This is a genomic window from Pseudomonas sp. FG35, from assembly GCF_057809295.1.
Genome location: NZ_JBMDJR010000013.1, coordinates 110,568 through 137,512 on the forward strand (window position 1 = coordinate 110,568; position 26,945 = coordinate 137,512).

Here is a 26,945-nt window from a genome sequence, read left to right on the forward strand (position 1 = left end):
CTGTTTACTGCCCCCACGGGGTCGGCGGGCGCGCGTTTGCGCACCCGTCATCCGTGAAAACAACAAACCGTAATAACAACAAGTACTACCCAGGCAGCCAGGACGGCGGCGCCGACCAAGCCGGATCGGCAAGCGCAGTGCCAATCGGATCAATGCAAAACCCTGTGGGAGCTGGCTTGCCAGCGATGAGGCCGTCACTTTCGACATCGAGGTGACTGACCCGCCGCCATCGCGGGCAAGCCCGCTCCCACAGGGGGACGCGATCCGACAGGAAATGCTCTTGCAAGTCTGCAATCCACTCTTAAGCCAGGCCGCGTTGGCCCGGCGACTGAAACCTGTTGGGAGTTTCACATGGCAAACGCCTCCAGCACTTACAGGAAGGCTCTTGAAGGTCATCAGCAACCGAAAAAGGTTCTGGTGAAGGTCGATCGAGTCACCAAGAAGTTCGACGAAACCACGGCGGTGGACGATGTGTCCCTGGAGATCCATCAGGGCGAAATCTTTGCCCTGCTCGGCGGCTCCGGCTCGGGCAAATCGACCCTGCTGCGCATGCTCGCCGGTTTCGAACGGCCGACTGAAGGACGCATTCTGCTCGACGGTGTCGACATCACCGACATGCCGCCGTACGAGCGGCCGATCAACATGATGTTCCAGTCCTACGCCCTGTTCCCGCACATGACCGTGGCGCAGAACATCGCCTTCGGCCTCAAGCAGGACCGTTTGCCGGCCAGCGAAATCGACGCTCGCGTCGAAGAAATGCTGCGCCTCGTCCATATGACCCAATACGCCAAGCGTCGCCCGCATCAACTGTCCGGCGGTCAGCGTCAGCGCGTGGCCCTCGCCCGCTCCCTGGCCAAGCGGCCGAAACTGTTGCTGCTCGACGAACCGATGGGCGCGCTGGATAAAAAGCTGCGTTCGCAAATGCAGCTGGAACTGGTGGAAATCATCGAGCGCGTCGGCGTGACCTGCGTGATGGTGACCCACGACCAGGAAGAGGCCATGACCATGGCCGAACGCATCGCGATCATGCACCTGGGCTGGATCGCCCAGATCGGCAGCCCGGTCGACATCTATGAAGCGCCGGTCAGTCGCATGGTCTGCGAATTCATCGGCAACGTGAACGCCTTCGACGGCACCGTGGTCGAGGACCTTGAAGGTCACGCGATCATTCACAGTCCGGACTTGCAGCAAAAGATCTACGTCGGTCATGGCGTCAGCACGTCGGTGCAGGACAAGTCGATCACCTACGCGATCCGCCCGGAAAAAATGCTGGTCAGCACGATCAAGCCGGAGACCCGCTACAACTGGTCCGAAGGCAAGGTGCATGACATCGCCTACCTCGGCGGTCACTCGGTGTTCTACGTCGAGTTGCCGAGCGGCAAGATCGTCCAGTCGTTCATGGCCAACGCCGAACGTCGTGGCGCGCGGCCGACCTGGGACGACAAGGTCTACGTCTGGTGGGAAGACGACAGCGGCGTGGTACTGCGCTCATGAGAACCTTCAATCAGCAATTCCTGCGCCTGGTGCCCAGCGGGCGAAAGTTCGTCATCGGCATTCCGTTCATCTGGCTGTTCCTGTTCTTCATGCTGCCGTTCTTCCTGGTGATGAAGATCAGCTTCTCGGAAGCCGCGCTGTCGATCCCGCCGTACTCGGAGATCTACACCTACGCCGAACAGAAATTCCAGCTGCTGCTGAACATCGGCAACTACACCATGCTTGGCGAGGACGAGCTGTACCTGTCGGCCTACCTCGGTTCGCTGAAGGTCGCGGCACTGAGCACGATGATGTGCCTGGTGATCGGTTTCCCGATGGCCTACGCGATCACCAAGGCCAGCAAGGAAGCGCAAAACGTCCTGCTGCTGTTGATCATGATGCCGACCTGGACCGCGATCCTGATCCGCGTTTACGCGTGGATGGGCATCCTCAGCAACAACGGTCTGCTTAACGCATTTTTGATGTGGACCGGGCTCACCGATCACCCGATCGAGATCCTCAACACCAACACGGCGGTCTACATTGGGGTCGTGTATGCCTACCTGCCATTCATGGTGCTACCGCTCTACGCCAACCTGGTGAAGCACGACGGCAGCCTGCTGGAAGCCGCGCAGGATCTGGGTTCGAGCAACTTCAACAACTTCTGGAAAATCACCGTGCCGCTGGCCAAGAACGGCATCATCGCCGGCTGCATGCTGGTGTTCATTCCGGTGGTGGGCGAGTTCGTGATTCCGGAACTGCTGGGCGGCCCGGAGACCCTGATGATCGGTCGCGTGCTGTGGCAAGAGTTCTTCAATAACCGCGACTGGCCGGTGGCGTCTGCTCTGGCGGTGGTGATGCTGTTGATCCTGATTGTGCCGATCCTGCTGTTCAACCGCAGCCAGGCCAAAGAGATGGAGGGACGGGGATGAAACGCTTCGGATTTTCAAAGTTCATGCTGATCTTCGGCCTGATGTTCATCTATCTGCCGATGCTGATTCTGGTGATCTACTCGTTCAACGCCTCCAAACTGGTGACGGTCTGGGGCGGCTGGTCGGTGAAGTGGTACGTCGGCCTGCTCGACAACACCCAACTGATGGGCTCGGTGGTGCGCTCGCTGGAAATCGCCTGCTACACCGCGATTGCCGCCGTAGCGTTGGGCACCCTCGCTGCGTTCGTGCTGACCCGCGTGACCCGCTTCAAGGGTCGTACGCTGTTCGGTGGTCTGGTCACCGCGCCGCTGGTGATGCCTGAGGTGATCACCGGTCTCTCGCTATTGCTGCTGTTCGTGGCGATGGCGCAACTGATCGGCTGGCCGCAGGAGCGTGGCATCGTCACGATCTGGATCGCCCACACCACGTTTTGTGCCGCTTATGTGGCGGTGGTAGTCTCCGCCCGCTTGCGCGAGTTGGACCTGTCGATCGAAGAAGCGGCGATGGATCTGGGCGCGAAACCGTTCAAAGTGTTTTTCCTGATCACCATCCCGATGATCGCGCCGTCGCTCGCAGCGGGCGGCATGATGTCGTTCGCCCTGTCGCTGGACGACCTGGTGCTGGCGAGCTTCGTGTCGGGCCCTGGCTCCACCACCCTGCCGATGGAAGTCTTCTCGGCCGTGCGTCTGGGTGTGAAGCCCGAGATCAACGCCGTGGCCAGCCTGATTCTGCTGGCGGTGTCGCTGGTGACCTTCCTGGTCTGGTACTTCGGCCGCAAGGCAGAAGCCAACCGCAAGCGGGCGATTCAGGAAGCGATGGATCAGACCGCCAACGAATCGTGGCAGCAACCGCAACCTCAACGAGTAGCAGCGACGGCCTGAGGCCGTCGCGTTTTACGGCTTTGCGCTTTTGCTTAAAAGCTTCTGAATAAAAAGAATGGAGTTTCACCGATGAAAATGTTTGGCAGGACTCTGCTGACACTGTCCTTATTGGGCGCAATCGCCACGGGCGCCCAGGCCAACGACAAGGTGCTGCGCGTTTACAACTGGTCGGATTACATCGCCCCGGACACCGTCAAGAAGTTCGAGGACGAGACCGGCATCCGCGTGACCTACGACGTGTTCGACAGCAATGAAACCCTTGAGGCGCGTCTGCTCGCGGGTAAATCCGGCTACGACATCGTGGTGCCGTCCAACAGTTTCCTGGCCAAGCAGATCAAGGCCGGGGTCTATCAGACCCTGGACAAATCGAAACTGCCAAACTGGAAAAACCTCAACCCGGTGCTGCTGAAAAACGCCTCCGCCAGTGATCCGGACAACGCCCACGCGTTCCCGTACATGTGGGGTTCGATCGGCATCGGCTTCAACCCGGACAAGGTCAAGGAAGTGCTCGGCAAGAATGCGCCGACCAATTCCTGGGACCTGCTGTTCAAACCGGAGAACGCCGAGAAGCTCAAGGCCTGCGGTATCAGCTTCCTCGACTCGCCCACCGAAATGATCCCGGCCGCCCTGCACTACCTGGGCTATCCGGTGAGCGACAAGGACGCCGCGCACATCAAGGAAGCCGAGGCGCTGTTCATGAAGATTCGCCCGAACGTGGCGTATTTCCACTCTTCGAAATACATTTCGGACCTGGCCAACGGCAACATCTGCGTGGCAGTCGGTTACTCCGGTGATGTATTGCAGGCCAAGGCCCGCGCGGTTGAATCGGGCAACAACGTCGTGATCGACTACAGCATTCCCAAGGAAGGTGCCGGCAGCTTCTACGACATGGTCGCCATCCCGCGCGATGCAGCGAACGTTGAGAACGCCTACCTGTTCATGGACTTCCTGATGCGCCCGGACATCATCGCCGAGATCACCAACAGCAACGGCTACAGCAACGCCAACGCAGCGGCGACGCCGCTGGTGGACGAAGCGATCCGCAACGATCCGGGCTCGTACCCGTCGCAGGAAGTGATGGCGACACTGTATGCGGTGCCGGATCAACCGATTGCCACCCAGCGGATCATGACCCGGGGCTGGACCCGCGTGAAACTCGGCAAATAAACACACATCGATTTCCGTTCATGCAGCGCCTTACCACCGCTGCCCCCTGCTCTGAACGGCCTCACCTGGCTCTCCTCGGTTCAGGTGAATTCAGGCGCCCTCGGGCGCCTTTTTTTGTGGCTCAGATCAGTGGCCAGTCGGCCAGCGAGCGGTAGCGACCCTTGTGGGATTCGAACAGCGCAAAGCGTTCGGCCCGCAGGAAGAACTCCGGCGGCGTGGCGGATTCCGGTTCCGGCGCCCGATAGTCCCGGGCCAGTGTCAGGTGCGGACGATACTCGCGCGTCGCCTCTTCAAACCCGAACGGCAACATCGCCTGCTCCAGTGCATACACCAGCCGCAGCAATCCCTGCGGTGCCTGCTCCGGCGCCAGCGACAACACCCCGGCACGGCGCCAGACCTGCAACCGATCCAGCGAAATCCTCAGCCCCTCCCCCGGTGTTCGCACCTTCGCCGCCGCCTCGCAGACTTCGCCAATCTGCGCCAACGGCACCGCGCCGAGAAACAGCAGCGTCAGGTGAAAGTTGTCGGCCGGCACCGGCTTGCCGGTACGCAAACCCAGCTCGCTGCGCCACTGGGCAATCGCCTTGCGCTGCGCCGGCGGGCAGTCCAGGGCGAAAAACAGCCGCTTGAACGGTTGATCCCCGCGCGTTTCGTCCGTCATGGCCACGCTCCTTCGTTCGTCGAGATCCCTGGATTCTACACGCCCGTTTCTGGCGACTCTCGGCATGGGGTTTATAGTTCAACGATTGCCATCAACCGGAGGACATCATGCGCGAGATCCTCAGCAAAGAACCCTGGTGGGCCCGACCGCCGAATCCCGGGCAGGATGAAAGCGAACTGGAATGGGGCTGGCTGGTGCATTACAGCGAAGGAGAGCCGCGTTTCGAATTCGTCCGCGAGCGGCCGACGGACGAGCAGATTCGCAACCGCAAAGGCTGCCGGATCACCCCGTCGGCGGAGTGACCCGGCAACGCGGCATCAAGGCTCGAGAATGTCCTTGAAGCCACCGAAGATCATCCGCTGCCCATCAAAAGGCATCGGATTGACGTCCGGCTGCATGCGCGGGTCTTCCATCATTTTTGCCATGCCGGTATCGCGGGTGGTCTTGTCCGGCCAGACCAGCCAGCCTGCCGATACGGTTTCGCCTTCCTTGAGTTTTACGGCCATCGGGAATGAGGTGACCTTGCCGTCCGGCACGTCATCGCCCCAGCCCTGGATAACCTCCAGCGCGCCATACTCCTTGAACAGCTTCGCGGCGATTTCGCAGTGTTTTTTGTACTGTTCGCGATTGGCATTCGGCACGGGCGCCACGAACACATCGATGTAAGCCATGGTCATTCTCCTTGCAGGGTGGGTTCGATCTGCTGGGTAGTCGACTCGGGCGGCCGCCATTCGACACGGTTGACGCCCAACCCGACCGACGGTTCATCTCGCCCGCCCAGATTGCCCTCGACCTGCGCCGCCATGTGCAGCGTGCCGGCCATCACGCCGGTGGTCGGGTTTTGCACCAGTTTCACCCAGGCCTTGTCGAACGTGTTGCCCAGACTGCTGCGGATCAAAGCTTCGCTGTCAGGACGGTCGTTGGCCTGAATGATCGCGCGGATGCCCGCCACACCGACCGAAATCAGCGCACCGGCCAGTTTGCCTGCCGCTGCCGCCACCGCGCTGGCAGCGCCGCGCGGGGCCATTTCCGCCTCCATGCGCTGGCTGGCGCGCTTGGCCACCGGCGCCATGGCCGATTCAGTCGAGGCCACGCCTTTCGAGCCGCCATCAGTGTGGATCTTGTCGATCAACGCGGCGTAGGCCGGCAGCGTGTTCAACGGCTCAGTGCTGACAACCTGGTACAGCGAGGCGTCCCGCGCCGGCGGCGGACCAAGGGCGATGGCGGGGATTTTCTGCAATCGCCCGTTGAGCTGGGCAATGGGCACGCCGTGGCGCTGGGCGATGACCGGCATCTGCTGCGCCATCAGTTGCGCGTAAAACGCGGTGGATTGGCCGAGGATCGCGTCCGGGTCTATCTCCACCGCCACCGGCGCCAGCACCCGTTCCTGATATTGCTCCAGCAGGTAATCCGCCAGGCGCTTGGCCGAAGTGTCCTGCTCGCCGCTGGCACTGATCGTGTACCAGCTGACCTTCATCGACAGCCATTCCTGGGTCCAGTAGCTGCTGAACCACGGGATGAAATTTTCTTCAGTTTGCTCATAGACCCGAATGCGCCAATGTTCCATCGAGCCACGGGCGAACACCTTGACCTGCTCGGTGGCCTGCCGGGAGGCGTTGACGATTTCCCGGTCGATCTGCTGCCAGGTGGCCGGCGAGACCACCACCGCCGGCGCGCTCACCGGGGCCCGCGCCGTGGTGGCGCAGCCGGCCAGCAACACCAGTGCGGCGACGAGCAGCGCACGCAGGTTCACGGTGGCGGTCCTTATCTGTTCTTCGGGCAGGAGACCTGAAGAATCCGGGGAAGTTGAAATGAGTATAGGTGTGTGCGGTGCGCCGTTTATCCGCTGGTCAGGGCTGGGTCAGTCCAACCATCAATGGCATCGATATTCACCATTGCGACGATTGCCTTCCGCCGACCGCTCGCCAAAGGCACGATTAACCCATCCGAAACACACAGCACGAGGCGTTCACATCATGATCAATACCGTCACCCTCGCCGTGAGTTTCCCGGTCTTCGGCAGCAACTACTACGATCAGCACGCCGTGTCGCGCAAGACACAAGCGCTGGTGTTCGACGAAGCTTTTGAAGATCTGTTGATGCCCGCCGCCAGCAATCATTTCAGCAATGAAGTGGTGGGCCTCAACGATCAGTTCCGTTTTCTGAGCGACATTCTCGCCACCCATTTGCTGGACATCGAGGCCTCAGTGCCTGCGCGATCCAGCGTCCGGGCGAGCGCTCATTTTTAATTCGCATCACTGAACACGCCGACTGGAACAGGCCAGTCCATTGCACTGGGTGTGCCTGACCCATCAGCGTTTCCAGCACTCGGCATAGCGCGAGCAAACGTTGTATTGCGCATCCATTTTTGCCATGCGGTCCATGTGATGGTTCACCGCTTCCAATGTCACGGCTCTGGACGTCTGGAAGTAATACACAATCATCGACTTTTCCTGATCGGCTGGCGCTGCGTTGCCAGGTTTGCCAGAGGAATCGTCAGCACGGGACCACTCTCTGAGTTGCTTGTCTTCAGCGCTGCGCAGACGTTGCCGATACTCATTGGTGGAGCGCTCCAGAGTTTGAGCTTGAGCGGCCGCCGTCTCATTACCGAATTCGATCAGGTTCTGGCGATACAACGTCCAGTAATCCTCTGGCATGTCAAAACCCAGTTTGACCTTGCGCTCGCTGATCAGCGCATCAAGTTTTTCGGGAGTAAAGGCTGCTACAGGCTTTTGATCCGACCCGGACTTCATGAGTACGAAAGCACTCCCGTCGATGATCCGGTCGATCATTGCCGTGCGCTCCGGCGTATCGGGCAGCAGCGCGGGTGGTTTCGGAAAGATCGGGTTGCGACCCTCGCAAGCGGCAAATCCATCGCGCCTGATAGTGACGGGTGTACGCACATCCTTGCCATCAACCCGTTGCAGGCGCTGCATCAATGTCGAGCATTGGCTGCCCTTGAGTTCGAAGGTGAGTTCATACTCCGTTGCGCGCTCGGGTCTGAAACTGAACACCGCGCCACACACGCCATAGCCCACCTGGGTATTGACCTGCAGGAACACTTCCTTTTCGGGCGGTAACTTCACTTCCAGATAACCACGGGCCTTCTCTGGAGGCGCCACGGTCATGCCTACCCGCCGCGGACTGTCTCTGACAAATAAATTGTTCAGGATGCCGGTGGTCATGCCATCGCAATGCTCGGCGTCGAAGTAATTGACGGTGGCATTGTCAGTGTTGGCCACAAAACGCATCTTGGCGGCGTCGGGCCCGGTGGCGTCCTGATAGGTTCCTGTCAGCGCGCAACCGACAAGCCCCGCGAGGGACACCATCAAGCCGAAAAATGCCGAAGACCGGCGAAGAAGCGAAGTGACTGGCATGTTCATCCTTGAGGGAAAGGCCGGGAAAAGCCGCGATGCTACTGAATCGCCACTATTGCGTCCATTCCCTCAAAACCTGCCTGTTCAGCTTTGATCAATCATCATCCCGGTCACGGTAGTAGCGACGCCCGTCACGGCGGTCGAAGTCGCGGTCGTCCCAGCGTCGGTCATGATCGTAGTAACGGCCATGATCGCGGTCGTAATGCCGACCATGGCGATGGTCATCATCGAAATCCGCCACACAGCCGCCCAGCAGTACGGCGGCGGAAACAGTCAGCAGCAGGCTTGTTGCACGCTTCATTCAGATTTTCCTAAAACCAAGGTCTTGACGACGAAAACAGTCAGCACTGCCCACACCTTAAAGGCGCAGTGCGCGCTGCCGCAGATACGACCGGGGAAAAAGGCTTTGATTCACTGGCCACCAATGACCGTTCATCGCCCTGCCAACCACGTCCAGACCGTCCATCCAGTGGCCGTTTGATGGCGTTGCCTGAAGCAAAATCCGACAAAACCTTTTCCTCCCCCCTGCGGTCACTCCTAGAACAGACCAAGACTGGCTACCACGCCGGCGTGCCCTGGCGGGTCATTTGCAACCTGCCGACCTGATCAGAGGAAGCCCAGCCATGAACGACCATCCGCCGTTGGCGATTTCCCGACGCCGTTTCCTGATTCTCGGGGCCGTGACCGCGACTGCGTTCGCGATGCCCCCTTTCATCAACCTCAAGGCCTACGCGGCCAGCCTGGAGCAACCGGCCATGGCCAAAGTAACCATCGAAGTCAACGGCAAGCCACAGGCGCTGGAGGTTGACACTCGCACCACCCTGCTCGACGCCCTGCGCGAACACCTGCAGCTGACTGGCAGCAAAAAGGGCTGCGACCACGGCCAGTGCGGCGCCTGCACGGTGATCGTCGATGGCCGGCGAATCAATTCCTGCCTGACCCTGGCGGTGATGCAGGACGGCGCCAAAGTCACCACCATCGAAGGCCTCGGCATGCCGGACCACCTGCATCCGATGCAGGCGGCGTTCATCAAGCATGACGGTTACCAGTGCGGCTACTGCACGCCGGGACAGATCTGTTCGGCGGTCGCCGTGCTCCAGGAAATCCGCGACGGCATCCCCAGCCACGCCAGCGCCAGCCTCACCGAAGCACCGCAACTGATCGCCAGCGAATTGCAGGAACGCATGAGCGGCAACATCTGCCGGTGCGGCGCCTACTCGAACATCATCGAAGCCATCAGCGAAGTCGCGGAGGTGCCAGCATGAGAGCGTTCAATTACAGCCGCGCCGACTCCCCTGCCGCAGCTGCTGCCCAAGCCGCGCAAATCGAAGGCGCACGTTTCATTGCCGGCGGCACCAATCTGCTGGACTTGATGAAACTCGACATCGAAACGCCCCAGCAGCTGATAGACGTCAATCACCTGGGGCTCGACCGGATCGAAGCCACCGACGACGGCGGCTTGCGCATCGGCGCACTGGTGCGCAATACCGATCTGGCCGCCGACAGCCGCGTCCGGAAAGACTACGCGCTGCTGTCCCGCGCCTTGCTCGCCGGTGCGTCGGGCCAGTTGCGCAACATGGCGACCACCGCCGGCAATCTGCTCCAGCGCACGCGCTGCCCGTATTTCTACGACACCAATCAGGCCTGCAATAAACGCAATCCCGGCAGTGGTTGCGCGGCGATTGGCGGGGTCAGTCGACAACTCGGCATCATCGGTGTCAGCGACGCCTGCATCGCGACCCATCCGAGTGACATGGCGATTGCGATGCGTGCGCTGGATGCTCAGATCGAAACGATCAAGGCTGATGGCAGCACTCGACGCATCGCCATCGCGGACTTCCATCAATTGCCCGGCACCACCCCGAATGTCGAAACCAGCCTGACGCCGGGCGAGCTGATTACCGCCGTCACCCTGCCCGCGCCAGTGGGCGGCACCCATGTCTATCACAAGGTGCGCGACCGCTCGTCGTACGCCTTCGCCCTGGTGTCCGTCGGCCTGATCCTGCTGAAGGATGGCAGCGGTCGCGTTGCCGTCGGCGGCATCGCGCCGAAACCCTGGCGGGTCGAAGCGGCGGAAGCGTTGCTGCCGCAAGGCGCAAAAGCCGTCAGCGCGCGACTGCTCGACGGCGCCACGCCCACCGCTGACAACCAGTTCAAAGTGACATTGGTCGAGCGCACGATTGCCTCAGTGCTGGCCCAAGCGAGGGACGAAGCATGAAATTCGACACGCCCGCCACGACCAACCCGATTGATCAGCTGAACGTCATCGGCAAACCCACCGACCGCATCGAAGGCCCGCTGAAGACCAGCGGCCAGGCGCCTTACGCCTACGAGCAACACGAAGCCGTGAAAAATCAGGCCTACGGCGTGATGGTCGGCTCGGCCATCGCCAAGGGTCGCATCACCCGCATCGATCTGGAGGCTGCCCGCGCCGCGCCGGGGGTGCTGACCATCGTCACCGCCGCCAACGCCGGCAAGCTCGGCAAAGGCCAATACAACGCCGCGCACCTGCTGGCCGGGCCGCAAGTTCAGCACTATCACCAGGCTGTGGCGCTGGTGGTCGCCGAAACCTTCGAACAGGCGCGGGCCGCCGCGCAGTTGGTCAACGTCGAATACGCGGCCGACAAAGGTCAGTTTGATCTGGCCAGCGTGCGCGATCAGGGTGTGGAACCGAAAGACGATCTGCCGGACGTCAAGCACGGCGACTTCGCCAGCGCCTTCGCCGCCGCGCCGGTGCAGTTCGACCAGACCTACACCACGCCGGATCAATCCCACGCAATGATGGAGCCTCACGCGACACTCGCCGCCTGGAAAGGCGATCAGGTGACGCTCTGGACTTCCAACCAGATGATCGCCTGGAGCGTCGGCGACATCGCCGCCACCCTCGGCCTGCCCAAGGAAAACGTGCGGTTGATCTCGCCGTACATTGGTGGCGGTTTCGGCGGCAAGCTGTTCATTCGTGCCGACGCGATCCTCGCCGCCCTTGGCGCACGGCTGGCGAACCGGCCAGTGAAGGTCGCCCTCGCCCGTCCGCAGATCGCCAACAACACCACCCACCGCCCCGCCACCATTCAACGCATTCGCATGGGCGCCACGGCGGACGGCAAACTCACCGCCATCGCCCATGAAGGCTGGTCGGGCAACCTCGCCGACGGCAAGGTCGAGGTTGCAGCGCAGCCGAGTCAGTTGCTCTACGCCGCCGAAAATCGTTTGGTGACCATGCGCCTGGCGCCGTTGGATCTGCCGGAAGGCAACGCCATGCGCGCGCCCGGTGAAACGCCGGGGCTGATGGCGCTGGAGATCGCCATGGACGAGATGGCCGAACAGCTCAAACTCGATCCGATCCAGTTCCGCATCCTCAACGACACCCAGGTTGATCCGGTGAAAACCGAGCGGCCGTTCTCCCAGCGGCGCCTGATCGAATGCCTGCAAACCGGTGCCGAACGCTTCGGCTGGGATAAGCGCAATGCGACGCCCGGCAGCCGTCGCGAAGGTCGCTGGCTGATCGGCATGGGCGTCGCGGCGGCGATTCGCAACAACCTGCTGGTGAAGTCCGGCGCGCGAGTACGGCTGGAGCGCGACGGCAAGATCACCGTTGAAACCGACATGACGGACATCGGCACTGGCAGCTATACGATCATTGGTCAGACTGCAGCGGAAATGATGGGGGTCAGCCTGGACGATGTGGTGGTGCGACTCGGCGATTCGAATTTCCCGGTGTCGGCAGGCTCCGGCGGACAGTTCGGCGCCAACTGCTCGACCGCCGGGGTCTACGCAGCGTGCATGAAGCTGCGCGAAGCGGTCGCGGCCAAACTGGGCATGAACGCGGGTGAAGCGCAGTTTGTCGACGGCCTCGTGCGACTGGGCAACCAGAACGTGCCGCTGCGTGACGCCGCGCAACACGCCGCGATCGAACTCGAGGACAGCATCGAATTCGCCGATCTCGCCAAGCAGTACCAGCAATCGACCTTCGGCGCGCACTTCGTCGAAGTCGCCGTCGATGCCGCCACCGGCGAAGTCCGCGTGCGCCGGATGCTCGCAGTCTGCGCCGCCGGGCGGATTCTCAATCCGAAATCAGCCCGCAGCCAGGTGATCGGTGCCATGACCATGGGCGTCGGCGCGGCCTTGATGGAAGAGCTAGCGGTAGACAAACGCCAAGGCTTTTTCGTCAACCATGACCTGGCCGGCTACGAAGTGCCGGTGCACGCCGACATCCCGCATCAGGAGGTGATTTTCCTCGATGAAACCGATCCGATTTCCTCGCCGATGAAAGCCAAGGGGGTAGGTGAACTCGGGATTTGCGGCGTGAGTGCGGCGGTGGCGAATGCGATCTATAACGCCACGGGCGCGCGAGTGCGGGAGTATCCGATTACCCTGGACAAGATTCTTGATGCGTTGCCCCCGATGATCTGAAACCGGTAGCGCATTAGCATGGGGTGCTAGTGCGCTAATCACACCGGGAGATAGCTAACTCACCAGCCCAATCAACTGCTGACGCTGCGCATCCGTCAGCATCAGCCCGAACCCGGCGCCGGCATTGTCGGCCATGTACAACGGATTGCGGGTGCCGGGAATCACACAAGTCACCGCCGGATGCGCCAGCAGGAATTTCAGTGCCAGTTGCGGCCAGCTCCTGGCCCCGACTTGCGCCGCCCAGCCCGGCAGCGGTTTGCCCTTTAGCCGCGCGAGCAGGTCGCCGCCGCCGAACGGCCGGTTGCAGATCACTGCCACCCCACGTTCGCGGCACAGCGGCAGGATGCGCTTCTCGACCCCGCGATCATCCAGTGCGTAGTTGATTTGCAGGAAGTCCAGCGGCTCGGCCTTGAGCACCGCTTCGACTTCGTCATAGGCCGACGGCGTGTAGTGAGTGATGCCGATGTAGCGGATGCGGCCCTGGTCTTTCCATTCGCGCAGGGTCGGCAGATGGGTTTGCCAGTCGAGCAGGTTGTGGATCTGCATCAGGTCGATGCGCTCGGTGCGCAGCAGGCTGAACGACTGCTCCATCTGCGCGATGCCCTCTTCGCGGCCACGGGTCCAGACCTTGGTCGCCAGAAACGCCGGCGAGCGCGGTTCGTGGATCGACAGCAATTCACCGGTGGTTTCCTCGGCGCGGCCATACATGGGCGAGCTGTCGATCACCGTTCCACCCTTTTTGAACAACTCGCCGAGCACCGCCGGCAATTGCTTGTAGACCGGATCCCCGGGGGCGACGTCAAAACCGCGATAAGTGCCCAACCCCACCAGCGGCAGTGGCTCGGAGCTCGAAGGGATGGCGCGGGTCTGCATGGTCTGGGCTCCTGTGGCGTTCGGCGACGTAATGGCGGCCAGCGCCCGGTCAAAGGTGAAAACCGCTGACACCCCGGCGGCCAGTGTCAGCAACCGGCGGCGGGAATATCCCTCAGTGTGGTTCATGCTGGCGCCCTTGCCCTGTGGATCTGTTGCACCTTGTGTTTTGACGCAGCCCGCAACACCGTTGGACTACACTGCGACAGCCAACCTGCGCGCCCGATTAAAGTTAGTCGAATGTCCAGAACCCTGTTGTCACTCGTCGCGTTGATCCTCGCCGTGTACCTGATCCTGTGCGCGGCGCTGTTCGTTTTTCAGCGGGCGCTGATCTATTTTCCCCAGCCCGCCAGCCTCGATTCGCCAGAGTCGCGGTTGACGCTGGCCATGCCCGACGCCGAGATTCGCGTGACGGTGCGCGAGCGCGCCGGACCCAAAGCGCTGATCTATTTCGGCGGCAATGCCGAGGACGTTTCGCGCAACCTGCCGGAGTTTTCCGCGGCGTTTCCTGACTATTCGTTGTATTTGCTGCACTACCGGGGATTTGGCGGTAGCGGTGGTTCGCCCTCCGAAGCGGCGATTGCCGAGGATGCGCTGGCGCTGTTCGATCAGGTGTATGCCAGTCATCCGCAGATTGCGCTGCTGGGGCGCAGCCTCGGTTCCGGAGTCGCGGTGCGGCTGGCCAGCCAGCGACCGGTGGAACGGTTAATTCTGGTCACACCCTACAACAGCCTCGAGGAAATCGCCGCCCGCCAGTACCCGTGGGTGCCGGTGCAGTGGTTGCTCAAGGATCGTTTCCGGTCCGGCCAGTACGCGGCGCACATCCGCGTGCCAACGCTGCTGCTGGCGGCGAGTGATGACGAGGTGATTCCACGGGCCAGCACCGAGCGCTTGCTGCACAGTTTTCCCGACGGTGTGGCCACGCTCAAAGTGGTGAAGGACTCGTCACACAATTCGATTTCCGAACGGCCGCAATATCTGCAATGGATGCAGGATGTGTTGAATCGCTGAGCACTTCGTCGGCAGCCGTAGAAACCCGGCGTCGCCTCGTGAACCAAGTGCAAAAAGGCCAGTCCTACCCGCGCCGCGTTCTGCGGTTCACTTTCCTTCAGCCTTGTCTTTGTTCAGAGCTTTGCGTCCCATGCGCCACGCCGTACGTTCGTCTCGCTTCGTTTCGCTGTGCCTGTTGATCCTTTCTCCCCTGTTTTCTCCCTCTGCCCACGCCGGCGCCGAGCGGCAACTGGTGGCCGCCATCAACGACTACCGCGCCCATCCGCAACGTTGTGACCGGCGCCCGGCCCAACGGCTGGCGCCGCTGACGCTGAAGTCGAACCTGGCGTTGCCGGTCGGCTATGGCTACGGTGGTGGATTGCGCGAACGATTGAAAGACTCCGGCTATGCCGCCGTGGCGGTGCGCAGCATCCGAATCGTCGGCGCACAGGACGCCGAAGAGGCGTTCGAAATGCTGCAAGACGATTACTGCGGCGCGTTGCTCGACGGTCAATATGCCGACATCGGCATCAGCCGTGCCCGCAGCGAATGGCAAGTGGTGCTGGCCCGGCCGGTGCTCGACAGTCGCGTCGGCGACAACCGCAGCGTCGGCAAGGCCTTGCTGGCCGAGGTCAATGCAGCCCGCGCCCGCCCGCGTATGTGCGGCCGCCAGCGCTTCGCCGCCGCCCGCCCGTTGAGCTGGAACCCGGCCCTCGGCGCCGCCGCCCAGGGCCACAGCAAGGCCATGGCCTACGGCAATTATTTCGCCCACCGCGACCCGGACGGCGACGGCCCGGCAGATCGCGCCCGGGCGGCCGGCTACCGTGGCCGGCAGATCGGCGAAAACATCGCCGCCGGACAAAGCTCACCGGGCAAGGCCATGGCCGGCTGGCTGGCCAGCCCCGGACACTGCGCCAACCTGATGAACCCGATGTTCACCCAGGTCGGCGCCGGGTTTGCCAGTGAGGCGCGCAGTGATGAAGGGGTTTACTGGACGATGCTGTTCGGGGCGCCTTGATCCGGTTCCATCCGAAACCGTCGAATAGCGCTGCAAGTCGCAACTCGACGGCTGATCGTCAGACCGGAGAAATCGTGGCAAGGACGCCGATCATGATGGTCAACACAAGAAAGCCGCCGAGGAAAATCGCCATCTTAGCCATGAAGGCCTCCTGAATACTGAATGTCCGGCGCACCGGGCGCTCCGGAATGAAGCGCGTCGCGTATGGCCGAACGGCAGGGCCATTTTGGGCGTATGGCTGAGATGGTTACAGATGCAGATTCGACAGGAAAAAGCGGATCAGATGGATCGGACTGGCGTATGGGTCGATATTCAGATCGGTACAGAGGGTTTCCATTGCGCCGCTTTGATCTAGAGTCATGGGCGCCGCGCCAAGAACAACAAAAATACAGGAGTGAAACCATGTCCGACCTGAACCTGCACCCCAACGCCGCCGAATCCCTGAACCGCTGGCACGAGATGATCCGCACCGGCAACCTCAAGGCCCTGCCCGAATTGCTCGATCCTAAAGCGGTGTTCCGCTCGCCCATGGCCCACACGCCTTATCCAGGCGCGCCGGTGGTCTCGATGATCCTCAATACCGTGTTCAATGTGTTCGAAGACTTCAAATACCACCGTGAACTGGCGACGTCCGATGGGATGAATGTGGTGCTCGAGTTCAGCGCCAAAGTCGGAGCTAAAGAGCTCAAGGGCATCGACATGATCCGCTTCGATGAACAAGGCAAGATCGTCGAGTTCGAGGTAATGGTGCGGCCGCTCAGCGGGTTGCAGGCGCTGGGCGAAGAGATGGGACGGCGGTTGGGAGCTTATCTGGCGGCCGCCAAGGCCTGAAACCCGCACACAAAAAAGCCCACTGACCGTCACCGGTTCAGTGGGCTTCGTGTGTCAGGCCTCTGGATTACAGAGCCATGTCACGTGCAGCGCTTTCTTTCGGAGCCGGGGCTTTTTCAGCCGAGGCGTCCGCCGCTGGAGCTGCAGCCTGGCCAATCACCGGAGGAGTTGGCAGTTGCAGGATCTTGGCGGTGTAAGCCCACTCTTCAGCCACTTTGGCTGGATCGTTGTTCAGCTGGGTGCCGTAGCTTGGAACGATCTGGTGCAGCTTGGCTTGCCACTCAGGGCTGGCGACTTTGTCTTTGAAGACTTTCTGCAGCACGCTCAGCATGATCGGTGCAGCAGTCGACGCGCCTGGGGATGCGCCCAGCAGACCGGCGATGGAGCCGTCTTTGGAAGCAACGATTTCGGTGCCCAGTTTCAGCACGCCGCCAGCGGCTTCATCACGCTTGATGATTTGCACGCGCTGGCCGGCTTGCCACAGGCGCCAGTCTTCGGCTTTGGCGTTCGGGAAGTATTCCTTCAGCGCGTTCAGACGGTCTTCATCCGACAGCATCAGTTGACCGGCCAGGTACTCGACCAGCGGGTATTCCTTGATGCCGACCTTGGTCATAGGCCAGATGTTGTGGGTGGTGGTGCTGGTCAGCAGGTCCAGGTACGAACCTTCTTTCAGGAACTTGGTGCTGAAAGTCGCGAACGGGCCAAACAGGATGACGCGCTTGCCGTCCAGGACACGGGTGTCCAGGTGCGGAACGGACATCGGAGGCGCGCCAACCGAAGCTTTACCGTAAGCCTTGGCCAGGTGCTGTTCGGCGATGGCCGGGTTATCGGTCACCAGGAACGAGCCGCCTACCGGGAAGCCAGCGTATTCCTTGGCTTCTTCGATACCGGACTTCTGCAGCAGGTGCAGGGCACCGCCGCCGGCGCCGATGAACACGAACTTGGCGTCGGTTTCAGTCTTGGTGCCGTCTTTCAGGTTCTTGTAGCTGACGCGCCAGGTGCCATCGGCATTCTTGGTGATGTCCTGCACTTCGCTGGACAGCTTCAAGTTGAAGTTGGGCTTGGTCTGCAGGTAACCGGCGAACTGGCGGGTGATTTCGCCGAAGTTCATGTCGGTACCCAGCGGGCTCCAGGTGGCCGCGATTTTCTGGTTCGGGTCACGCCCTTCCATCATCAGCGGGACCCACTTCTTGATCACAGCCGGGTCTTCGGAGTACTGCATGCCGGCGAACAGCGGGCTCGCTTGCAGGGCTTCGTAGCGCTTTTTCAGGAACTTGATGTTGTCATCGCCCCACACGAAGCTCATGTGCGGAGTGGTGTTGATGAACGAACGAGGGTCCTTCAGGACGCCTTGACGAACCTGCCAGGCCCAGAATTGACGGGAGACCTGGAACGCTTCGTTGATCTCGACGGCTTTCGGGATGGTGACATTGCCCTTGTCGTCTTCCGGGGTGTAGTTCAGCTCGGCCAAGGCGGAGTGACCAGTACCGGCGTTGTTCCAGCCGTTGGAGCTTTCCAGGGCGACGCCGTCGAGGCGCTCGACCATTTCCATCGACCAGGTCGGTTCCAGCTCATTGATCCACACACCCAGGGTGGTGCTCATGATGCCGCCGCCGATCAGCAGGACGTCGACTTTCTTTGCTTCTTCGGCATTGGCGGAAGACATCCCCATCGCCAAAGCCAGCCCCAGCAAGGCTGTGTTCACTTTCTTAAACATCTGTTGCACCTATGATAAAACGCCTTCCGCCCGCCGCTGTTGTACGTATGAGGTCCCCTTTTTCGCGACACTCAGGCCAGCGTCGCGGGTTCCGGCACACTTCAATTTTGACGGGTGGGCACACAAGGCCGACAGGCTGCGTCGACCTCAGTTATATGTCCCTTCTGAACTGACTTCTTATCATTATTGGCTTCAGCTACTTGAGCGACAGGGGTTCTGTCTGGCCCGCCGAATAGCGCGCCAGACTGAATGGGGTCAAAACAAGTGGCGCGAAGAATATCACGTCATGGCAAACCCGCGCGTCTGTTCGCGACCGGATAGTTTTCAACAAGCTCTTCAAACGCTTTCTAACGCCGGCCCATTCCTGCTAAGTTGTACGACGACTGACAAATTGCCCAGTCGTTTTCATCACCTACAACAACAAGGAATACCCATGAACAAATCCGGATTGCTGCTCGGTCTCGTCTGCCTCTTCAGCGGTTACGTCGCCGCCGCCCCGGCGGAACAGGACGTCGCCCAGGCCGTCGATCACCTGACCCAGGCGATGCTGCACAAGGACATCGCCGAACTGAACGCCCTGACCGCCGACAACCTCACCTACGGCCACTCAAGCGGCAAGATCCAGGACAAGAAAGCCTTCATTACCGACATCGAAACCGGGAAGAGCGCATTCAAGACCCTGGAGATGCAAAACCAGACCATCACCCTGTCCGGGGACACTGCGCTGGTACGCCATCACTTTTCGGCGCAGGCCCTCAAAGGCACCGAAGTTGTGCCGACGGAAATCGAGAACTTCCAGATCTGGCAGAAGCAGGCTGGCAAGTGGTTGCTGGTGGGGCGTCAGGCGTACAAGTTCTGATGCATGAGCTCTGCCGTCGAAGAGGCGGCAGAGTCCGCTCCTATAACCTGAACCGATCCACCGACTGCGCCAGCCGCCCCGCCAGACTCGACAGTTCATCCGTGGTATTCGCCGTCTCGCCGATCACCTTGCTATTGCCCTCCGACATGCCCGCGATCATCTCCACCTGATGGGCAATCTCGTTGCTCGCCTGGCTCTGTTCGCCGATGGTGCGGGTAATGTCGTTGACCAGTTGCGTAGTGCTCAGGGTGGCCTCGAGGATTTCGCGGATCGCGCGTTCGACGTCGGCGGTGACCGCCATGCCCTTGTCGACCTGGGCCACACCGGCCTCCATGCTGCTGACCGCCTCGCGGGTGCTGTTCTGGATGCGCGCGACCATCGCGGCGATTTCCTGGGTCGAGGCGCTGGTGCGCGCAGCCAGGTTGCGCACCTCATCGGCCACCACCGCAAAGCCCCTGCCCTGCTCGCCCGCCCGAGCGGCCTCGATGGCTGCGTTGAGCGCCAGCAGGTTGGTCTGATCGGCGATGCTTTTGATCACCTGAATGATATTGAAGATGCCTTCGGATTCCTGATCCAGGGTGCGGATCACCTGTGCCGATTGCTGGGCGGAGCGGGCGATGTCGTCCATATCGCTGACCACTTGATGGATCACCTGCCCGCCGTTTTTCGCCAGTGACTCGGCCTGGCTGGCCATGTTCAACGCGCGCTCGGCGTGACGGGTGATTTCCTCGATGCTGGCGGTCATCTGGCTTGCGGCAGCCGCCATGGTGCCGGCGGCGGTGCTTTGTTGCTGACTGCTGTCGGCCACCTGATGGCAGCCGTGGCTCAGTTGTTCGCTCATGCCGCTGACGCCGTGGGCGTTGCTTCGCACCACACCGATCATGTCTCGCAGGTCGCGCTGCATGGTTGCCAGCGTGCGGATCAGCGCACTGGCTTCGTCCTTGCCGGACGGTTCGGCGATCGGTTCGCTGAGGTTGCCGTGGGCGATGCTTTCGGCGATGCGACTGGCGGACTTCAGCGGCCCCATGATGCTCAGGATCACCCAGCGGCCCTGAACCAACAGCAGCAACAGACTGGCGACCAGGACAATGCCGAGGGCGATATTGGCATTGTGGATCGCCGCCTCGGTGCCTTCGCTGGTCTGCCGGGTATTGGTTTCGATCAGCTCGCTGAGGGCAGCCATCTGTTCTTCGAGCTGGCTGAACGCCGTACTGAAGGTGCCGAGATGCTGCTGGGCGGTGTCCGGGTTTTCCAGTGCAAGACCGACGATCTGCTCGCCGGCGCTGATGTAGGTGTCGAGGCTGGGCTTGATCTGCTCGAGCGCGGACTTGATCGTCGGATTCACCGGCAACTTGAGATTTTCACCCAATACCTCGCGAAAATGCGCCGCATGCTCTTCGACGGAGCTGCGCACCTCGTCCGCCGAACTGGTGCTTTTGCCCAGCCCCACCAGCATTGCCGAATACACATCGGCACGCAGGGCGTCATGCATCATGTCGGCTTCCATGTGATTGCGCAGCGCGCTCATGCTGACCGCGTTGTCACTGACCGCCGAAGCCATCCGCTGATTGCCGACGTAACTGACCAGACTCACGATCAACGCCGTCAGCAGGCTGGTCGCAATCAGCAACACCAAACGCAGTTTGATCGACACCGTGATTTCCTCCCAGGCTGCGCCACGCGGCGCCTTTCAACGCTTCAGTTAAGCCTATTTACGTGAATCCGCCGCTTTAGAGCGTCGCAGGGTATGTCGTTACATTCGGTAAAAACGCGGACTGTGCGACGGTTCTCGTTCTACGGCCACTACCGCCCGGCATGGCGCATGGAACTCCCGGGCTGTCCGGCACCTCTCACATTATGTGGTAATTCCTTTTCGCTTCACGCTGCTGGAGGAACACCGTCATGCGCCGTTTATTACTCGTTTCGTCTCTTATGCTGTGCCTGCCTTTCGGTTCGGCATTCGCCCGCGTGGATGCGGGAGATGTGGCTACTTCAGCGGGGGTTTCCGCGTCGCTGTACTCGACCTTCAAGGATCACAAAATGGTGATTCCGGCCCGTGACGACTTGTCCGCATTCGTCGCCAGCGGCGGAACGATCCGTGGCGTGTACCTGGAATCGGTGCTGCAACAGGTGCGTCAGGACAATCCCGGCCTGAACGCCAGCGATGAAGAGCTGGCCAATGCCATTCTGGTTCACTACGAAGGTCTGTCGCAGTAACCACGGCACGTTCGATGATGGTGGCTGACGGACTTGCCACCGTTACGCCCTGCCGATGGACGGCTGGCGAACGACCATGGGCAAAACCGTCGAACGGCCTCTATGATGGAGGCCATGACGATTTCCGCCTCCCTTCGCTCCCCTTGCCCGCCGGGTCTTTGCATCTGCGGGCGTGATCCGCTGCTGGATACGCCCGGCGCGGATGTGCGCATCCTGCTGCTGACCCGCGAGGAAGAGAAGCGACTGCTTGAACGTCTGGAAAACCTGAAAGACCTGGCCGACCTCGAGCGTCTGCAAGGCAGGATGTTCGATCAGCTCGGGATTCGCGTGCTGATCGCCCCGAAGTTCGGTGAGGTGCGGACGGTGCGCGGAGGCATCGAAATCGAAGTCCAAGAGCTTCCGGGACTCTGCCGCAAAACTCGCAAAACCATCCCCGCCGCCATCCGCCGTGGCCTGGAAAACAATCCGCAAGTCGCCTTCGACCTGCTCAACGCCCACGACTTGCTGCGCGGCACCTGATCATTTCTTCATGCCCACCCGCTTGCGCATCTCGGCCGTGATGCTTTGCCGGGTTTTCTTGATGTCCGCCCAAGGCTCATCGCCTACTTCCGCGAGCCGTTCGTGAACGTTGTGTACGTTCCATTGATCGGCGCCCTTGATCTCGCCGATTTCTTCCCGAAACAGCGGCACCGACACCGGTAATCCTTCGCGGGTACGCGCTGCGTAGGCGCAGATGGTGGTGGCGCCCAGGCCGTTGCGCAGGTAATCGATAAAGATCCGCCCGACACGATTTTTCGGCCCGGACACCGCAGAAAAGCGCTCCGGCAACAATTTCGCCATGTGCGTGACGATGGCGTGGCTGAAATCCTTGACCTCGTCCCAGCCATGCTTGCGGGTCAGCGGCACCACCAGATGAATGCCCTTGCCGCCGCTGGTCTTGAGGAACGCCTTCAGACCGAGTTCATCCAGCACGGTCAGGGTGAGTGCCGTGGCTTCGATCATGCTTTTCCAGGGCAGCGCCGGGTCCGGGTCGAGGTCGAGGACAAAGCGGTCGGGCTTGTCCAGATCCGTTGTGGTGGCGTTCCAGGTGTGCAATTCGACCGTGCTCATCTGCACCGCGCCGATCAAGGCTTCGGCATTGTTGATCAGCATCACCGGCTGGCCGGTCAGCTCCTTGTCGAGTGTGCGGATGCCGGGGATCGCCAGGTGTTCGGCGTTCTTCTGGAAAAACAGATCACCGGCAATGCCGTCCGGCGCGCGCACCAGCGCCACCGGGCGATCCTTGAGCTGCGGCAGAATCCATTCGGCGACGCTGGCGTAATACTCGGCCAGCTGCATTTTGGTGGTGCCACTGCTGGCATCGATCACCCGGTCGGGATGAGTGATCCGCACCTTGCCGTCGGCCAGCCCGGATTGGGACGGGGCGGTAGATTCAGTCTTTGAAGTGTTCATGGGTTTGGCGCGCTCCTCGGTGATGTCCTTGGCCGGTTTGTCCTCGCGCAAGCCATGGAACACGGCATGGCGCACCGAGCCATCCTGGGTCATTTCGGCGAACGCCACTTCCGCCAGCAGACTCGGTTTGAGCCAGTGCACACCCTTGGCCTCGAACCCTGTGGGCGGGTTGGCCACTGCCGGTTTTTTCACTCGCAACGGTTTGAGCTGCGCGAGGATGCTCTTGAGGGTGGTTTCATTGAATCCCGTGCCGACCTTGCCGGCGTACCGCAACTCGCCGCTGTCACGATCATGCAAACCCAGCAACAGTGCGCCGAACGAACTGCGCGCGCCTTTCGGATCGGTGTAGCCGACGATCACGAATTCCTGGCGATGCTTGCACTTGAGCTTGATCCAGTCGCTGCTGCGGCGCGACACGTAAGGCGAGCCGAGGCGTTTGCCGATCAGGCCTTCCATGCGCATCTGACAGGCGCTGTTGAGCAACGCCTGCGGGGTTTCGTCGAACGCTTCGGAGAAACGCAGCAGCGGGTCTTGATGGGTTTTCAGCACCGTGGCCAGCGCAGCACGCCGTTCCTCTACGGGCACCTCGCGCAGGTCGACGCCGTTCAGATACGGCAGATCGAACAGGTAATAGACGATGTTTTCGCTGCGTCCCGAATCGAACGCGTTTTGCAGGGCCTGAAAATCAGGCACGCCGTCCGCGTCGGCGACCACCATCTCACCATCCAGCCACGCCGACTCCAGGCCCAGCGCCGCCAGGGCTTGCGCCTGCTTTGGCAACTTGTGCGTCCAGTCATGGCCATTGCGGGTGAACAACTGCACCTCGTCCTGATCAATGCGCGCCATGATCCGATAGCCGTCGAACTTGATTTCGTATTGCCAATCGCCTTCCGGCGCGCTCTCCACCAAGGTGGCGAGTTGAGGTTTGAGCTGCGCGGGAATTTTGGCCTTGTGCGCCCCGGTGAGCTTGCCCGAGGCCGACTTGCGCGGTGCTTTCGCCGGGCCTTGAAGGGGTTTGACCTGCTTGGCACTGAGCCGGGGTTTGTCGACGATCGTGCGCTCGCTGAGCACACTGTCGGGCTCGGCGACCAGCACGTCGTAATCGCTTTGCGGGCGTGCGGCGCCGTCCTGATGCTTGATCAGAAACCACTGCTCTTTCTTGCCCGGCATGTGGGTGCGCACCAGGTTCCACACCCCGGCGAGCTTCTCGCCTTGCAGTTCGAATTTGAGCTTGCCCTTGGCGTAGGCTTTCTCCGGGTCTTCCAACGGAATCCACACGCCACGATCCCAGACGATCACATCGCCGGCGCCGTAATGCCCCTCGGGAATGCTGCCCTCGAACGTCGCGTAGTCCAGCGGATGATCCTCAACGTGCACCGCCAGCCGCTTGACCTTGGGATCCAGCGACGGCCCCTTGGGCACCGCCCAGCTCTTGAGCGCGCCGTCGAGCTCGAGGCGAAAGTCGTAATGCAGATGCGAGGCATCGTGCTTTTGTATGCAGAACTGCAGGGCGTGGTCGCCGGCGGGTTTCTTGCCCCGGCGGTGGCCAGCCGCCGGTTCAGAGGTCGCTGAAAAGTCGCGCATCCGGTTGTAGTCGTCGAGATTCCTGCTCATCCTGCACCTGCCTTGTTTCAGCCTGTTCGAGTCACCGTCAGTGCGACCACGGCAATCCGGTCGACGCGCTGATAGCCTGGATTCAGCAACTCTTCACCAAACACATCGGGATCGAGTTCGCGGTAGGTCCAGCCGAAGCGTTTTTCATCCAGCCGTGGCACTACGGTATCGAGGAAGGGATCGCGGCCATCGACCATCGCCACACCGGTATAAAGCACCAGCGAGCCGCCGAGGGTCAGGCGATTGAGCGCCTGTTCGACGATACGCAGCGACAGGCCCGCCCCCAGCGTCCCGCCACCGTGGCGGTAAGCTCGCCCGGCCGGATCGGCCATGTAGGGCGGGTTGGCGACGATCAGGTCGAATTCGCCGTCGACGCCCTGCAACACATCACTGGCGCGCACTTCGACGTTGGCCACTTCGGCCAGCGCCGCGTTGATCGTGGTCAGGCGCAGCGCAGCGGGGTTGATATCCACCGCCAGCACTTGCGCCTCGCGCCGGGCACGGCCGATCAGGATCGCGCCCACTCCGGCGCCACAACCGATGTCCACCGCCCGATGGATGGGCGCAAAGTTCTGCTGCAAATGGCTGTGGATCAGTTGAGCAAAGCGATAGGTGTCCGGGCCGAAGAATACTGAGTCGGCGGCTTCGGTGGGGAATCCGGAATGCACGAAAAGCAAGTCATCCAGGGTCGACCAGCGCACCCGGCTCTTCAAGCGCCCGTCGAACTCATCGATCACCTGGGCTTCCTGCAATTGCCGCTGTTCATCGGCAGACAGAAGGCCCGGTTCGAACGGACGCGACCATCCGAACACATCCCGCAGGCCATCGGCGGCCTGCCCTTCGTCACGCTGGTTGACCCGTTGATGGGTCAGCGGCGTCGGGGTGATGAAACGATAGCCGTCGGCCTGCAGGCGCCGCCCCAGTTGCAGCAGCACCAGATCGTTGGCGGACAGTTGTTCTTCCTGATTCATTGATGACTTCCTTAACGCAGGCCGGATTTGAGTTGGATGAATCGGCGAGTGGCGAGCAGCCCGGCCGGATGCGCGTGCCGGGCCGGCGCGAGCCAGGGGATCAACGTTGCGAACCTGGTGTGTGCGTCCTGCCCTTGCAGTGCCGCATTCAGGCGTTGCACATCGGGGTCCTGCTCGGGCACCTCAATCGGCGCGGGGACTGAGGGGCGGCGGCGGAACGCGACGGGTTTGTCCGCAGAAATCCAGTCACCGGCAATCCAGTCGTGCACCAGTTGTTTTTCATAGGCGCTGAACACGCCGAACATCGCCGCACCATCGCCATCGATCAATTGCCAGAAGCGGCTGCCCTGTGGATCTTCGTGGCGCTTGATCCAGCCCTTGTCCTGCATGGCCTGCAGGAACCCGGACAGCTGCTGCGGATCGGCCAGCCATTGATTGACGGTCTTGCCTTCGAAGCGGCAATAGTCGGAGTGCATGTGTTGAGCGAACGGACACTTGCGTTCAAGCATCGCCAACAATTCGCGCTCCAGATCGAACCCCTCGATGATTGCGCGGCTGCCCTGCCCCAGATCATTGAGCCGATAACCCAGCGAGACCCGGCGCAGGAAATCGCTGCGATTGGCTTCCAGAGGCAGCAGATCGAGAACGGCCTGAACGGCTTTTTGCGCATGGCCGGTGCTGGCGTTGTCGATGGTCACGTGCAGAGTGAAGTAGTAAGGATCGATCCCCAACTCACTGAGCTCGTAACTGCTGATCAACAGGTGCAGGGGCAGCTGTTCGTAACCAAGGTTGTAACCGATCACCTCCGGGAGAAAATCCATGCCGCCGGCACCCAGGGCCAATTGCAGCGCGCCTTGCAGATAGCGTTCGTCGGGCAGCGGGCTGCTGGGCTCGAGGCCCTGTTCGGCTAGCAGCTGGCGGTAGATCACGACGTGGTTCTGCGCCGGATTGCCCTCGCCCAGTTCTTCCAGATAAGTGCTGATCAGGCTACTGAAGCGCGGATCGCGCCACTGTCCGAGCAAGCCGTAGAGCCAGGCGCCATCAACCAGCTTGGTCGGCGCCACCGCTTGCAGGAAATACAGCGCATGAGCCTTGCAACTGAAGAACTGCCGTGCGCCTCCAGCCTTGCGTTGTTGCAGGTAGTCGGCGTATTGCCGGGCGACATCGGCACAGTGCTCAGCCACCCAGGCATGCCACTGCGCGGGGTCCGATGGCAGCTCATCCTTCAACTGCGCGGCTTGCAGCAGTTGATCTTCCAGAAAGGCGCGCGCCAGCGGCTGAGGATGTTCGTCGGCTAAAAGTGCTTCATGGATACGCCGCAACCCATCCAGAGAATCGAGCGGACGCGATGGGGCGGGGGCAGCTTGCAGGTGAGTCAGGACAGTCATGGCAATATTCTCGATCGATTGGCAGGACGCTCAGTCACTCGCCTCTAATGAAGCAGAGAGGCTTGGCGCGTCAAAAATTCAATCGGCTTGAAAATTGCCCTGACGGACGGAGCC

Annotated in this window: 26 protein-coding genes and 1 pseudogene; 15 read left to right on the forward strand and 12 right to left on the reverse strand. The window is 61.4% G+C overall.

Features of this window, described 5'->3' with window-relative positions:
* Positions 1-351 precede the first annotated feature (351 nt).
* The 4 genes from potA (at position 352) to ACODTD_RS23115 (ending at position 4,453) form a co-directional block, all read left to right on the forward strand.
* The gene (gene potA, locus ACODTD_RS23100; RefSeq protein WP_007957110.1) at positions 352-1,494 is read left to right on the forward strand and encodes a polyamine ABC transporter ATP-binding protein; all 1,143 of its coding nucleotides are present in this window, start codon (positions 352-354) and stop codon (positions 1,492-1,494) included.
* A 29-nt stretch (positions 1,495-1,523) separates the two neighbouring features.
* Positions 1,524-2,405, forward strand: a complete 882-nt coding sequence (locus tag ACODTD_RS23105; RefSeq protein ID WP_170929740.1) for an ABC transporter permease subunit — start codon at positions 1,524-1,526, stop codon at positions 2,403-2,405.
* Positions 2,402-3,286: an ABC transporter permease subunit gene (locus ACODTD_RS23110; RefSeq protein ID WP_011333555.1), complete on the forward strand. Its 885-nt coding sequence runs from the start codon at positions 2,402-2,404 to the stop codon at positions 3,284-3,286. Before ACODTD_RS23105 ends, ACODTD_RS23110 begins: the two co-directional genes overlap by 4 nt.
* A gap of 69 nt (positions 3,287-3,355) precedes the next feature.
* On the forward strand, positions 3,356-4,453 hold the full coding sequence (locus tag ACODTD_RS23115; RefSeq protein ID WP_011333554.1) for a polyamine ABC transporter substrate-binding protein: 1,098 nt from the start codon (positions 3,356-3,358) through the stop codon (positions 4,451-4,453).
* Between the two features lie 121 nt (positions 4,454-4,574).
* Here the strand turns inward: ACODTD_RS23115 and thpR are convergent, their stop codons facing one another.
* Positions 4,575-5,114 (reverse strand): RNA 2',3'-cyclic phosphodiesterase, encoded by a 540-nt coding sequence (thpR, locus tag ACODTD_RS23120; RefSeq protein ID WP_489105251.1) that lies wholly within the window; start codon positions 5,112-5,114, stop codon positions 4,575-4,577.
* A gap of 107 nt (positions 5,115-5,221) precedes the next feature.
* Here thpR and ACODTD_RS23125 point away from each other — a divergent pair, with 107 nt between their 5' ends.
* Positions 5,222-5,416, forward strand: coding sequence for a hypothetical protein (locus ACODTD_RS23125; RefSeq protein WP_007957125.1), 195 nt, complete (start codon positions 5,222-5,224; stop codon positions 5,414-5,416).
* Between the two features lie 15 nt (positions 5,417-5,431).
* Here the strand turns inward: ACODTD_RS23125 and ACODTD_RS23130 are convergent, their stop codons facing one another.
* A complete protein-coding gene (locus ACODTD_RS23130) occupies positions 5,432-5,785 on the reverse strand; it encodes a DUF1428 domain-containing protein (protein WP_489105252.1) in 354 nt (117 codons plus the stop codon).
* Between the two features lie 2 nt (positions 5,786-5,787).
* Positions 5,788-6,867, reverse strand: coding sequence for a hypothetical protein (locus ACODTD_RS23135; RefSeq protein ID WP_221615730.1), 1,080 nt, complete (start codon positions 6,865-6,867; stop codon positions 5,788-5,790).
* Between the two features lie 223 nt (positions 6,868-7,090).
* Here ACODTD_RS23135 and ACODTD_RS23140 point away from each other — a divergent pair, with 223 nt between their 5' ends.
* Positions 7,091-7,363 (forward strand): hypothetical protein, encoded by a 273-nt coding sequence (locus ACODTD_RS23140; RefSeq protein ID WP_039770930.1) that lies wholly within the window; start codon positions 7,091-7,093, stop codon positions 7,361-7,363.
* Between the two features lie 63 nt (positions 7,364-7,426).
* Here ACODTD_RS23140 and ACODTD_RS23145 read toward each other — a convergent pair whose 3' ends face one another.
* Both ACODTD_RS23145 and ACODTD_RS23150 read right to left on the reverse strand, forming a co-directional pair.
* Positions 7,427-8,497 carry a hypothetical protein gene (locus ACODTD_RS23145; protein WP_489105253.1) on the reverse strand — a complete coding sequence of 357 codons (1,071 nt, stop codon included), beginning with the start codon at positions 8,495-8,497 and terminating at the stop codon, positions 7,427-7,429.
* Between the two features lie 88 nt (positions 8,498-8,585).
* Entirely contained in the window at positions 8,586-8,792 is a 207-nt protein-coding gene (locus ACODTD_RS23150) for a hypothetical protein (protein ID WP_489105254.1), read from the reverse strand.
* A 322-nt stretch (positions 8,793-9,114) separates the two neighbouring features.
* On the opposite strand from ACODTD_RS23150, the gene paoA reads away from it, so the two are divergent.
* From paoA to paoC, 3 genes are read left to right on the forward strand one after another with little or no spacing between them, the layout of a single operon-like run.
* Positions 9,115-9,756, forward strand: a complete 642-nt coding sequence (gene paoA, locus ACODTD_RS23155; RefSeq protein ID WP_489105255.1) for an aldehyde dehydrogenase iron-sulfur subunit PaoA — start codon at positions 9,115-9,117, stop codon at positions 9,754-9,756.
* Entirely contained in the window at positions 9,753-10,709 is a 957-nt protein-coding gene (locus ACODTD_RS23160) for an FAD binding domain-containing protein (protein WP_221615728.1), read from the forward strand. The genes paoA and ACODTD_RS23160 overlap by 4 nt, the downstream gene beginning before the upstream one ends.
* Positions 10,706-12,904: an aldehyde oxidoreductase molybdenum-binding subunit PaoC gene (paoC, locus tag ACODTD_RS23165; RefSeq protein ID WP_221615727.1), complete on the forward strand. Its 2,199-nt coding sequence runs from the start codon at positions 10,706-10,708 to the stop codon at positions 12,902-12,904. Before ACODTD_RS23160 ends, paoC begins: the two co-directional genes overlap by 4 nt.
* A gap of 54 nt (positions 12,905-12,958) precedes the next feature.
* On the opposite strand, the gene ACODTD_RS23170 is transcribed toward paoC, so the two are convergent.
* The gene (locus tag ACODTD_RS23170; protein WP_489105256.1) at positions 12,959-13,903 is read right to left on the reverse strand and encodes an aldo/keto reductase; all 945 of its coding nucleotides are present in this window, start codon (positions 13,901-13,903) and stop codon (positions 12,959-12,961) included.
* Between the two features lie 111 nt (positions 13,904-14,014).
* Between ACODTD_RS23170 and ACODTD_RS23175 the strand changes: the two genes are divergently transcribed.
* The 3 genes from ACODTD_RS23175 to ACODTD_RS23185 all read left to right on the forward strand — a co-directional run bounded on the left by ACODTD_RS23175 (position 14,015) and on the right by ACODTD_RS23185 (position 16,613).
* The gene (locus ACODTD_RS23175) at positions 14,015-14,785 is read left to right on the forward strand and encodes an alpha/beta hydrolase (protein ID WP_489105257.1); all 771 of its coding nucleotides are present in this window, start codon (positions 14,015-14,017) and stop codon (positions 14,783-14,785) included.
* A gap of 130 nt (positions 14,786-14,915) precedes the next feature.
* The gene (locus tag ACODTD_RS23180; protein ID WP_064382346.1) at positions 14,916-15,782 is read left to right on the forward strand and encodes a CAP domain-containing protein; all 867 of its coding nucleotides are present in this window, start codon (positions 14,916-14,918) and stop codon (positions 15,780-15,782) included.
* 402 nt (positions 15,783-16,184) lie between these two features.
* Positions 16,185-16,613: a nuclear transport factor 2 family protein gene (locus ACODTD_RS23185; RefSeq protein ID WP_201817498.1), complete on the forward strand. Its 429-nt coding sequence runs from the start codon at positions 16,185-16,187 to the stop codon at positions 16,611-16,613.
* Between the two features lie 67 nt (positions 16,614-16,680).
* Here ACODTD_RS23185 and mqo read toward each other — a convergent pair whose 3' ends face one another.
* Positions 16,681-18,330, reverse strand: coding sequence for a malate dehydrogenase (quinone) (gene mqo / locus ACODTD_RS23190; protein WP_011333540.1), 1,650 nt, complete (start codon positions 18,328-18,330; stop codon positions 16,681-16,683).
* 433 nt (positions 18,331-18,763) lie between these two features.
* On the opposite strand from mqo, the gene ACODTD_RS23195 reads away from it, so the two are divergent.
* On the forward strand, positions 18,764-19,189 hold the full coding sequence (locus tag ACODTD_RS23195; protein ID WP_285358020.1) for a nuclear transport factor 2 family protein: 426 nt from the start codon (positions 18,764-18,766) through the stop codon (positions 19,187-19,189).
* A gap of 40 nt (positions 19,190-19,229) precedes the next feature.
* Here the strand turns inward: ACODTD_RS23195 and ACODTD_RS23200 are convergent, their stop codons facing one another.
* Positions 19,230-20,093 (reverse strand): methyl-accepting chemotaxis protein, encoded by an 864-nt coding sequence (locus ACODTD_RS23200; protein ID WP_439958493.1) that lies wholly within the window; start codon positions 20,091-20,093, stop codon positions 19,230-19,232.
* Positions 20,085-20,843: pseudogene (locus ACODTD_RS23205) on the reverse strand (MCP four helix bundle domain-containing protein); the annotation flags it as partial. The pseudogene ACODTD_RS23205 and the gene ACODTD_RS23200, both read right to left, overlap by 9 nt.
* A 248-nt stretch (positions 20,844-21,091) precedes the next feature.
* Between ACODTD_RS23205 and ACODTD_RS23210 the strand changes: the two are divergent.
* Both ACODTD_RS23210 and ACODTD_RS23215 read left to right on the forward strand, forming a co-directional pair.
* Positions 21,092-21,406 carry a DUF2388 domain-containing protein gene (locus ACODTD_RS23210; RefSeq protein ID WP_039770957.1) on the forward strand — a complete coding sequence of 105 codons (315 nt, stop codon included), beginning with the start codon at positions 21,092-21,094 and terminating at the stop codon, positions 21,404-21,406.
* A gap of 114 nt (positions 21,407-21,520) precedes the next feature.
* Positions 21,521-21,925, forward strand: a complete 405-nt coding sequence (locus ACODTD_RS23215) for a hypothetical protein (protein ID WP_181457918.1) — start codon at positions 21,521-21,523, stop codon at positions 21,923-21,925.
* Here ACODTD_RS23215 and ligD read toward each other — a convergent pair whose 3' ends face one another.
* The 3 genes from ligD to ACODTD_RS23230 are packed head-to-tail and all read right to left on the reverse strand — an operon-like array spanning position 21,926 to position 26,831.
* Positions 21,926-24,472 carry a DNA ligase D gene (gene ligD / locus ACODTD_RS23220; RefSeq protein ID WP_489105258.1) on the reverse strand — a complete coding sequence of 849 codons (2,547 nt, stop codon included), beginning with the start codon at positions 24,470-24,472 and terminating at the stop codon, positions 21,926-21,928.
* A 17-nt stretch (positions 24,473-24,489) separates the two neighbouring features.
* Entirely contained in the window at positions 24,490-25,443 is a 954-nt protein-coding gene (locus ACODTD_RS23225; RefSeq protein ID WP_489105259.1) for a methyltransferase, read from the reverse strand.
* A gap of 11 nt (positions 25,444-25,454) precedes the next feature.
* Positions 25,455-26,831, reverse strand: a complete 1,377-nt coding sequence (locus tag ACODTD_RS23230) for an iron-containing redox enzyme family protein (protein ID WP_489105260.1) — start codon at positions 26,829-26,831, stop codon at positions 25,455-25,457.
* Between the last annotated feature and the right edge of the window lie 114 nt (positions 26,832-26,945).